The sequence below is a fragment of the Streptomyces sp. NPDC055287 genome (assembly GCF_053646035.1).
This window is the reverse complement of the sequence record NZ_JBSHNE010000094.1, coordinates 1-8445: the sequence shown is the minus strand read 5'-3', so window position 1 is coordinate 8445 and position 8445 is coordinate 1. Positions and strand designations below refer to the sequence as shown.

Genomic DNA, 8445 nt, shown 5'->3' with positions numbered 1-8445 from the left:
TCTTCGGCTACCTCACCCCAGCCGAGACCAGGCAGCGGCAACAGCACGCCCTCGCGGCGTAGACATTGAGTGTCCGAGATCACGGGGAAACTTCAATCTCGCCCACTACCTGACAGACGGCATGAACGGCCGGCGCAAGGAGCGAGACGAGATGCTGGCCCGCGCCGGGCTGCTGCTTGCCGAATGGCAGGCCGAGGCGGAGAAGGGCACCGCATCGGGCCAGGCAGAGAGAGTGCTGATCGCTCGCCTGCCTCATCCTGACGCTGCAGAGCGGCGCGTCTACGGTGATTCCCCGCTCAGCCGTCTCACGGAATGGGAGCTGGGCGTCCTGGCCTCGTATGCCGTCGAAACGCACTGGGAGCAGTTCACCGTGGCCCTGCGGGTGCCGGAGCCTGTGGCCGCCCGGCTCCTGTCGCGGAACGGGTCGGCGCTCTCCTGCATTGCGCAGGACGAGGCGGTGGCGGCCGCGCCGGAACTTACGCCCGAGAAGGAACAGCCTTTGGGTCCAGGGGTGTTCGACGACACCCCGGTCAGCGACAGGCGCCCGGTCACTGCCGCGCACCTGCGGGCACTGCGCCTCGCCTCCCGGGATCCCGACCAGCTCTATCTCGTCTTCTCCATGACGGCGGGGCCGGAGGTCATCGCGCTGACCGTCCTGGAGCAGCGCTGCGCTGCCGGATGGGAGGGCGTCATCATCGCCGGCGCCGATGACCTGCCCAGCAGGCTCGTTGAGGCCCAGCGCGACGCTGCCTCGGCGGACGGCGCGCCGGACGGGGAAAGCGTGTGGCTGCCGCGTGTCCACAATTCCCGTAACCCGGACTTCGGCCGCAGCTTGAGCACAGGAGAGGGAGAACGGCTGCTTGTGCGCCTGTACAAGGGGCGGCAGGACGTCGACAGGGCCCTGCGATCCTTGGCCCTGGCCCGCGGGGTGCGGGACCTGCGGGAACTCGACGGCAGGTACGAAGACGAGGGCCGTCGCCTCGGCCCCTTCACCAGAGATGTCTGGCACGGCCTGCTGGCCATGGAGCAGCTGGATTTGGAACCGTTCGAGCCGGCCTCCGACACAGGCAGCGGTTCGGGCCTTCCGCTGGGAGTCCTCACACCGGTACAGGTCTATACGACGGACGCCGCCGGGCAGTACGAGGGCCGGGCCCACTCCCCCGCATGCCGGCATCTCCGGGACCGCGGAGTCGCCAGCGACGACGACCTAGTCACGATCGAACAGCTCCTGCAGAACACCAGGTTCGACCCGTGCAGCAAGTGCGGCGGATACGCCATCCGCCGCCTCAGCGAAACCCAGGTCGCCTACTACCGCGCGGCACACCGCCTGCACGACCTCACACAGACCCTCGGCAGGACGACAGTACGGCGTCAGGACAGCTCGTCTCTGCTGACGGAACTGGACGAACTCGAGGACCTGCAGTCCACCGATGCCTGGTTCGACTCCGACGGCACCGGGGCCCGCCGGTGGCGGCGTACCGTCAGCCAACTCCGCAGCACGTTGACAGCCGCGACCCGCGAAGCGTAAGCGCGGTAGCCGACGGCTCCCGGCTCGCTCACGCGCCTGGTCCCGGCGCCTTGGCGTCCGGAGGCAGGAAGGCCCAGTGCGGTGGCACGCCACGTGCTGGATGAGGTGACCACTCGTCACAGCAACAACGAGCCGCTCAACAAGACGCAGACCGAGCTCGACACCGCCCGCGATCGATGGGAAGAGGTGACAGGGCGACGCCCTCGCTGAGCTGCATCGCGCCGCGTCATGCGAGTTCACAGCCTCACTGCGGACCCGCCGATGGAACTACCGCAGTGCTGCTCAAGCAAACCTTCGTGCGGCAACTGCACAGGTAACTGACACCCTGCCACCACGGCCCTGACCAGCGACAACACACCCCATGCTGTACCGATCGGCAACCAACTGACCTGCATAATCACCAAAAACGTCAGCACCAGATCGGCATCCATGACAGCAGTCGAGTCACCCATGACAACCCACTGAACAGCAGAGGGCCCGCTACTTACCCACTGACATCACAACGCCGAACCACCACCGACAAAAACCCGCAGGTCATCACTCCGAGCTTCTTCGCCGGCCTCACCGAGGATAGGAGGTAAGGCCTCAAGCTCAAGAACACCTCAAGATTCACACATTCCCCATACGTCTGGAAGGTGAGACCCTTAGTGTCCTTCCTGCCGCCCTCAACGGGCGCCAGAAGAGGGGGAGTTCACCATGAGAAGCAAATTTCAGACTCGTCGGGTTATCCCGATTACGGCCGCACTCATCGCCGTATCGGTGCTTGCTGGACCCGCCCGCGCGGATTCAGCGGCCGAGGGTCCAAATCCTTCCGATTGGACAGTGGGGGGGCCGACCGACGGAGGCTCTTCCGCACAGGTCGAAGCAGACTCCACCGTCGCCACCGTGGACATCTCGCCGTCTTTCCGCCCCGTACCTGTGATGAGCGCCAGCCAGCTGGCCGAGGAGCGGAATCTGGATGCGCTTCCGGAGGTCTCCGAGTCGACGGCCTCCGGTGAGGGGACACAGGGCGAAAACGGGCCCTTGGCCTGCGACAACCCCATCAAGACCTGGTACTCCATTACCAGCAAGAAAGCGGTCCATGTGCCGTCCTGGTGGAACGGGACCAGCTTCAAGGACGGCCCGGGCGGAAAGATGATCGTCAAGGTCGAGAAGGCCGGTAAGATCGCCGCCGAGATCGGAACGTCGGGTGAAGCCGAGTTCGATGCCGTCATCTTCAAGGCGAAGGCCACAATAAGCGGGAAAATCACCGGCGAAGTCAGCATAGTAACAGGGCACACCTACGAGCACCCCATCCCCGCGGATCGGTATGGTCACTTGCAGTACGGTTCCTGGGGCTACAAGATCAGCTGGGCCAAGTACAAGACCAGTGCGAACCGCTGCGGCAAAGTCAAGCTCAAGTCAGGTTCTGGCAAGACACCCACGAAGGAGACCGGATGGCGCTGGTGGCACACCGCATCCTGAGACGCAGCGCCGCATGCCGAGTGATGACACTCGCGGGAAGCGGTCTCAGCCTCTTGCTGATCAGCGGCTGCAGCTCCGACCCAGTCAGCGAACCTAAGCCACGGCCTACGGATTCGTCTTCAGCTTCGTCAAGCAGCTCCGATAAACGCTTCCTCAAGCTAGAGAAACAGGCAATGGAAGCGGTCAATAACGATACGGTAGAGGATGCCGATCTCGTTGAGGCCGGTTCGGAGCAACTCGTCGATGGAATCCACACACGGCCCCTCCTTGACAAGGGCAAGTCGTATCAACTTGCCGTCGTGTGCGTGGGCACGGGTAAAGCGCAAATGGTACTCAAGTACAACAAGGTCGAAAAGCGTGAGATGTTGACGTGCGACGGGGCTGTCTCATATCTGAGGATCTCCGATGCCCCGAAGCGGATCAAGCTCGATGTTGATGCTACTGACAACAGCACTGGCGCAACTGCTTGGCGAATCAGCAGAGTGCACCTCTAATCTCGATCTTGCGATGAGGGGCCGTCAGCTTGCTGGCGGCCCCTTCCCGGTGCTGAGGGTTCTCTCGGGGCTGAGATGACGAATCAGGCGCGGCGCCCGCGACCAGTTACTGACTTCGGCTTGTCAGGGTGAGGCTGATGTCTCGAGGGTCAGGCCGGTGCCGGCTATGAAGCCGTCGAGGGTGTGGGGCCGGTATTGAAGGCGTTTGAGGCGGTTGCGGACGAGGACTTCGAGCTGGTCGAGTGCCGTGACGGCGAGGTTGGTGAGGCTGCGTTTGACGTGGGCCCACACGCCTTCGACGGGGTTCAGGTCGGGTGAGTAGGCGGGCAGCAGGAACACTGTCAGCCACTCACGCTCGGCCACGAGTTCTCGCATCCTGCGGGAGACGTGGGTGTTCAGGCGGTCCCAGACCAGCACGATCGGTGCCCTGACGAGCTGGTGGACTCCGTCGACCAGCGCGATGAAGTCCCGCTCTCCCATGCTGCGACGTGTGCCTTTGCCCGCGGGGTGGGTGCGCAGTCGGTGGCACAGCCGGGTCCGGGAACCCGGCCGCATCGCGATCAGGCCGGCCACCGACAACCGTCCCGAACGCCGGCCGCTGACCGTCACGACCGGGGTGATCCCGCGTCGGCCCCAGGTCCGTCCCCGGGGCGGCCTGCGGGTGAACCCGGCTTCGTCCTCGAAGCAGACGTAGCCCCCGCAGGCCGCCCGGGCCCTTTTACCTCCGCCCAGGTCGCCTCCCGCCACACGCTCACGGCCCTCTCGTCGCGCTCGGCAACCCGCCGGGCGGGGACCTGCGGGCTGAAGCCCAGCCGGTGCATCAACCGGGTGGCACCGGAGACGCTGTAAGAGACGTGAAACTTCCGGCCGATCAGCGTGGCCACCCTCGCCGCGGTCCACACCTGGTCCTCCACCCAGCCATGCGCAGCCGGCCCCTGCTCCAGATATGCGGCCAGCTTCTCCAGGCACCGCGGGGACAGGCGGCACCGCGACCCGCTCGGACCGCGGGAGGCCAACGCCTGAACACCGCCCGCCCGCCACAACTGGTGCCACTGATAGGCCGACTTCACGCTCACCCGCAGCCGCCGTGCGACCTCCGACGGCTTGATCTCCTGCTCGAACAGTTCAGCCGCCTGCATCCGTACCGACTCCCGGCGCCGGCGTCCCGTAGGAGTCAGCCCTCCCCCATCCGCATATCTCACACACCACGGATACAGCCACCCACCCACGCCCATCAGCGACTTCGCGACGATTCACCCCAACGAGCTGAAGTCAGTAACGTCTTTCATCCTGGGCTCTCGGGTGAAGCGTGCCGGTCAGGGGCGGTGACGTGGCGAAGCCCCTCGTCGTTGATGTGGTGATCTCACTCAACACGCCGACGGCCGGGGGGCTTCGTTGGTTCCGTATCCTTCCACGCTCGATGTCCCGCACGAGTTCGTCGAGCATGTCCGCTACATGTACGTAGCGGCCCTCCCCGGTCACGCAGGCCTTCAGCCCGTGCTGGTGTCCTTGCCGATCATGCCGGACAGCAGCTTGACCAGCGTCGCGTTCATGGTGCGCTGCTCGGTGATGAAAATGTCGAGCTTCTGGCCCAGGTCATCGACCTTGCGGTCAAGGCCGTCCACGCGCAGGCTCATGCCGTCGAACTGGCCGCTGAGGCCGTCCAGGCGGGTGTTCACCGCGGTGAACCCGTCGCGGACCTCACGGCGCAGCGCGGCCTGGCCCTCGATGACGGCGGCGAGGCCGGCAGTCACCGGGCGGTGTTCGTGCCGCGGAGGATGGTGAGGATCTCGGTCAGCATCTCGCCGTGCTGGACCAGCATCAGGCCGTGCTGAGCCAGCATCTCGCCGTGGTGGCCCAGCAGAGCGCTCTGGTCGTCCTGGACGCGGGAGAGCTTCTCCAGCAGCTGGGTGCGGGACTGCTCGACCTGCTGACGCTGTCGTACGGCCAGCGCTTCGGTGCGGTCCAGGATGTCCTGGGTCTCTGCGAGGCGCTCCAGCGCGGCGACCAGGCGGGCGAGCTGCGCGTCAGGGCTTTCGTAGATCGGTTCTTCAGACACCGGCGGGGCTCCGTTCGGGTGGGGCAGGCCGCGTACGGCGTGGTCTCGCCCTCGGCGGTGGGCCCGAAGACCGCGCCGAGCAAGGCCCGTGTGCTGGTCTCGACCAGCGTCATCAACTCCATTGTGGGATAGCCGTGATGGGAGGTTCGCCCCAGCCAAGCCCTGTTTCGCCCGGAGTCGGGGGCCTTCTGGGAACTGCAGCCGTCGAATGACACAGTCCGGTACGGCCCGAACCGCCACCGGGTGTCGTCGGCCGGGCCACAGGCCCCGCGAGAACCTCGAATAATGCCCGTACCGGCGCACCGCCCAGTCGTCGGCGCAGATCACGCAGGGCTTTCGGAGTCGGGGAGGCCACCGGCACTTCGGCCGGCCCGGCTGTCAGCTTGTCCCAGACCAGCCGGTAGCCGACTTCAGGGAACAGACACATCGCGAGCAGGAAGTAGATCCCGACCCGCGAAGGAAGATCACGTAGTCGTCTCTGCACCGAGCGGGTCTCCGCCAGGACCGCGTCGATGAGCTCGAACGGCACGACGGCCGTCAGCTCCCCCAGATGCCCGGGCGCGAACCGGCCGGGCCAGGAAGCGGTTCGCGGAGAAGGTGATCCATGGGCTATTTGCGGCCCGACCGCGATCGGCCGCTGTGGTTGCGGTACTTCGCTGCCGTACCGCCTCACGCCTCGTGAAGAGTGGCCGCCGTCAACTACGACTTGAACGTGTTCAAACTCTGTGCCAGGGTACGGCATGAGTTCTTGAGCCCATCGGTCGCGCACGCACGGCCTGCGGAACCCGCTAGGGGTTGAGTGTGTTGCGTTCCTGTCGTACTGCGCTGATCTTGGTCGCCATGGCCCTCGCCCTGACGGCCTGCGGCAGGTTGACCGTCATGCCGCCGCCCGAAGGCGAACCGGTCGTTCTGAAGTCGGCCGAACTTGCGACCACGTGGACCGATGCCCACGATGGCACCCTCACGCTGAAGCCGGACGGGACGTTCATCGCCGATAAAGTCTGCATTGCCTACCGCTGGGACGAGGGTTTGACCGGGTCCGGAACAGGCACCTGGGAGCAAGGCTCCAACAAGAGGCAAAGCTTTGTCGGTGTGACCTTCGACGTCGCTCACCCCGAAACGGGTGAGCGGGAGCCCGACTCCTACGCCGCCTTGAGGCAAGGCAAGGTCCTGAAGCTCTGGACCGCCATCGGCGATCCGGACAACGATTATCCGAACTGCGTCCTGACCAGCCCAGCGAGTTGACCCGGTTGCCGCGCGGCCGGGTGAGCTGCACATGGTCCGGCATCGCACATGAGCGGTTTTAGTCGATCGTGTCCCCCTGCCGTGATGGAGGGGATCAGCCCTCGGTAGTGCCGGGGAGGGCCTCGGTGTCGGCGGTGGCGTAGACGGTGGCCATGCTCTCTTCAGAGAGGTAGCGGCGGGGGAAGGCGATCCATGGGCTCACGGCTGGAGCCGGTGGGCCGGGTACATGCGGTCCGGCTGACCGAGCAGCTGCGTGCGGCGATCGGCGAAGCGCAGCGGGCGGCTGTGGTGCTGGCGCAGCGGGTTGCGGCCGTCGCGCCGTCCAGGGAGCGGGCGTACAGACCGAGGACCTCCAGGGCCTGGGCGGGACTGGGAGTGGCACGGATGACCGCGCTCAGGGCGCTGCGGAGCATGCCCATGACGGCGGCGGCGTGCAGGCCGTGGCCGACGACGTCTCCGACCGCCGCGGCGTAGCGGTCGGGTGGCAGGTCGACGACGTCGTACCAGTCGCCGCACACGTTCAGTGATGTGGTCGCGGGCAGGTAGCGCACGGCGATGTTGTGAGTGTGGTGCTCCAGGTCGGGGGCGGAGAGCATGGCTTCCTGCAGGGCGACGGCGACCTGCCGTTCACGGGCGTGGGCCTGGCGCAGTTCCTGATTCAGCCGGTCCAGCTCGCCCGCCCGCGCGTACAGCTCGGCTGCCATGCCCTTCTCCCGCTCGGTGAACTCCTCGGTGAGCTGGCGTGCCAGGCGTGAGTGGACGAAGGCGGTGACGTCCTCGGCCCGTTGGACGATCCACCTCACCTTGCCGTCAGGCCCGAGAATCGGGGTGTGGATCTCGGACCACCATCGCTCCTCGAACCCGCCTGGCTGGTCGAGGGCAGGGATGTCGTACCGCTGCAGCACCAAGGTGTCCGATTTCCCGGTGTCCAGGACCCGGCGCAATGACGCCTTCAGGTCCTGTTGAGTGTCATCGAGGGTGCCGGGATTTGCCGGCAGGGCGTCGAAGAAATACTTCCCGATCAGCTGGTCTCTGGACCGGCCGGTGGTCTGCAGGTATGCCGTGTTGGCGTAGCGGATCACCAGGTCCGTGTCCAGCATGAGGTACGGGCTCGGTGTGGCGTCGAAGAACGCCGTGAAATCAACGTCCGCTGTCATCACACGCTCTCCGTGACCTGTGAGCGCGACCGCCTGCACCTCCAATCTACGCACGATCCAGCCGCCGGGCTCGGGAGAGGACCAAGACGTCAGCGCAGGGCCATGGCTACACCAACCTGTATCCGCTGTCCGTCCTGTGTGATCAAGGAGTGGGCGGTGGACTGCACCCCGCGATGCGCACGGTGCGGTGCATCGTCCGCGTTGGCGCGCACCTGATGCGCACCACCACCGATGACGATGCGCGAGGCTAACCGCGCGCTTTCATGAGCGTCCTCGTCCATGCCTTGATCAAATAAGCAGAGAGTGCTTCTGACCTGCAACGATGGGACTTGTCTAGGATCCTGTTGGCTGCACGGAAAGAAGCACTCTCCAGGTGAGCAAGCGTATCGGGTTGTACCCGCGTGTCCGCGTCGAGGGCCGTGGCAGAGGGGCGGTCTCGCAGGCCGGGGCGGTGCTGCTGGTCGAGACGGTCCGCAAGTCCGGCCTGGACACCGCGAT

The 8445-nt window shown here is 65.9% G+C and carries 9 protein-coding genes and 2 pseudogenes; 4 read left to right on the top strand and 7 right to left on the bottom strand.

Annotated elements, in window-relative coordinates; genetic code table 11:
* Nucleotides 1-121: 121 nt before the first annotated feature.
* Entirely contained in the window at nucleotides 122-1528 is a 1407-nt protein-coding gene (locus tag ACWIHY_RS39810) for a hypothetical protein (RefSeq protein WP_454381599.1), read from the top strand.
* 236 nt (nucleotides 1529-1764) lie between these two features.
* Here the strand turns inward: ACWIHY_RS39810 and ACWIHY_RS39805 are convergent, their stop codons facing one another.
* Complete coding sequence (locus ACWIHY_RS39805) at nucleotides 1765-1959, bottom strand: hypothetical protein (RefSeq protein ID WP_454381597.1); 195 nt, start codon at nucleotides 1957-1959, stop codon at nucleotides 1765-1767.
* Between the two features lie 265 nt (nucleotides 1960-2224).
* Between ACWIHY_RS39805 and ACWIHY_RS39800 the strand changes: the two genes are divergently transcribed.
* Both ACWIHY_RS39800 and ACWIHY_RS39795 read left to right on the top strand, forming a co-directional pair.
* Complete coding sequence (locus ACWIHY_RS39800; RefSeq protein ID WP_454381595.1) at nucleotides 2225-2992, top strand: hypothetical protein; 768 nt, start codon at nucleotides 2225-2227, stop codon at nucleotides 2990-2992.
* The gene (locus tag ACWIHY_RS39795) at nucleotides 2965-3486 is read left to right on the top strand and encodes a hypothetical protein (protein ID WP_454381593.1); all 522 of its coding nucleotides are present in this window, start codon (nucleotides 2965-2967) and stop codon (nucleotides 3484-3486) included. The genes ACWIHY_RS39800 and ACWIHY_RS39795 overlap by 28 nt, the downstream gene beginning before the upstream one ends.
* A 123-nt stretch (nucleotides 3487-3609) precedes the next feature.
* On the opposite strand, the gene ACWIHY_RS39790 is transcribed toward ACWIHY_RS39795, so the two are convergent.
* The 4 genes and pseudogenes from ACWIHY_RS39790 to ACWIHY_RS39775 all read right to left on the bottom strand — a co-directional run.
* Nucleotides 3610-4688 (bottom strand): IS630 family transposase gene (locus ACWIHY_RS39790; RefSeq protein WP_454381591.1). Its coding sequence is split into 2 segments (ribosomal slippage): nucleotides 3610-4187 and nucleotides 4187-4688, totalling 1080 coding nucleotides; the frame shifts between segments, so codons are not numbered across the junction.
* Nucleotides 4689-4976: 288 nt separating this feature from the next.
* Nucleotides 4977-5240, bottom strand: a complete 264-nt coding sequence (locus tag ACWIHY_RS39785) for a hypothetical protein (protein WP_454381589.1) — start codon at nucleotides 5238-5240, stop codon at nucleotides 4977-4979.
* Complete coding sequence (locus tag ACWIHY_RS39780) at nucleotides 5237-5545, bottom strand: hypothetical protein (protein ID WP_454381600.1); 309 nt, start codon at nucleotides 5543-5545, stop codon at nucleotides 5237-5239. The genes ACWIHY_RS39785 and ACWIHY_RS39780 overlap by 4 nt, the downstream gene beginning before the upstream one ends.
* Before the next feature lie 41 nt (nucleotides 5546-5586).
* Nucleotides 5587-6158: pseudogene (locus tag ACWIHY_RS39775) on the bottom strand (transposase domain-containing protein); the annotation flags it as partial.
* Nucleotides 6159-6385: 227 nt separating this feature from the next.
* Here ACWIHY_RS39775 and ACWIHY_RS39770 point away from each other — a divergent pair.
* Complete coding sequence (locus tag ACWIHY_RS39770) at nucleotides 6386-6790, top strand: hypothetical protein (protein ID WP_454381587.1); 405 nt, start codon at nucleotides 6386-6388, stop codon at nucleotides 6788-6790.
* Nucleotides 6791-7092: 302 nt separating this feature from the next.
* On the opposite strand, the pseudogene ACWIHY_RS39765 reads toward ACWIHY_RS39770, so the two are convergent.
* Together ACWIHY_RS39765 and ACWIHY_RS39760 are read right to left on the bottom strand one after the other, a co-directional pair.
* A pseudogene (locus ACWIHY_RS39765) lies at nucleotides 7093-7947 on the bottom strand (PP2C family protein-serine/threonine phosphatase); the annotation flags it as partial.
* Between the two features lie 89 nt (nucleotides 7948-8036).
* Nucleotides 8037-8228 (bottom strand): hypothetical protein, encoded by a 192-nt coding sequence (locus tag ACWIHY_RS39760; RefSeq protein ID WP_454381585.1) that lies wholly within the window; start codon nucleotides 8226-8228, stop codon nucleotides 8037-8039.
* Nucleotides 8229-8445: the final 217 nt, after the last annotated feature.

What these genes read in the sequence shown, in the direction of transcription:
- ACWIHY_RS39810 (WP_454381599.1), top strand. Translation starts at nt 122, where the DNA reads ATGAACGGCCGGCGCAAGGAGCGAGACGAGATGCTGGCCCGCGCCGGG.
- ACWIHY_RS39805 (WP_454381597.1), bottom strand. Translation starts at nt 1,959, where the DNA reads ATGGATGCCGATCTGGTGCTGACGTTTTTGGTGATTATGCAGGTCAGT.
- ACWIHY_RS39800 (WP_454381595.1), top strand. Translation starts at nt 2,225, where the DNA reads ATGAGAAGCAAATTTCAGACTCGTCGGGTTATCCCGATTACGGCCGCA.
- ACWIHY_RS39795 (WP_454381593.1), top strand. Translation starts at nt 2,965, where the DNA reads ATGGCGCTGGTGGCACACCGCATCCTGAGACGCAGCGCCGCATGCCGA.
- ACWIHY_RS39770 (WP_454381587.1), top strand. Translation starts at nt 6,386, where the DNA reads ATGGCCCTCGCCCTGACGGCCTGCGGCAGGTTGACCGTCATGCCGCCG.
- ACWIHY_RS39760 (WP_454381585.1), bottom strand. Translation starts at nt 8,228, where the DNA reads ATGGACGAGGACGCTCATGAAAGCGCGCGGTTAGCCTCGCGCATCGTC.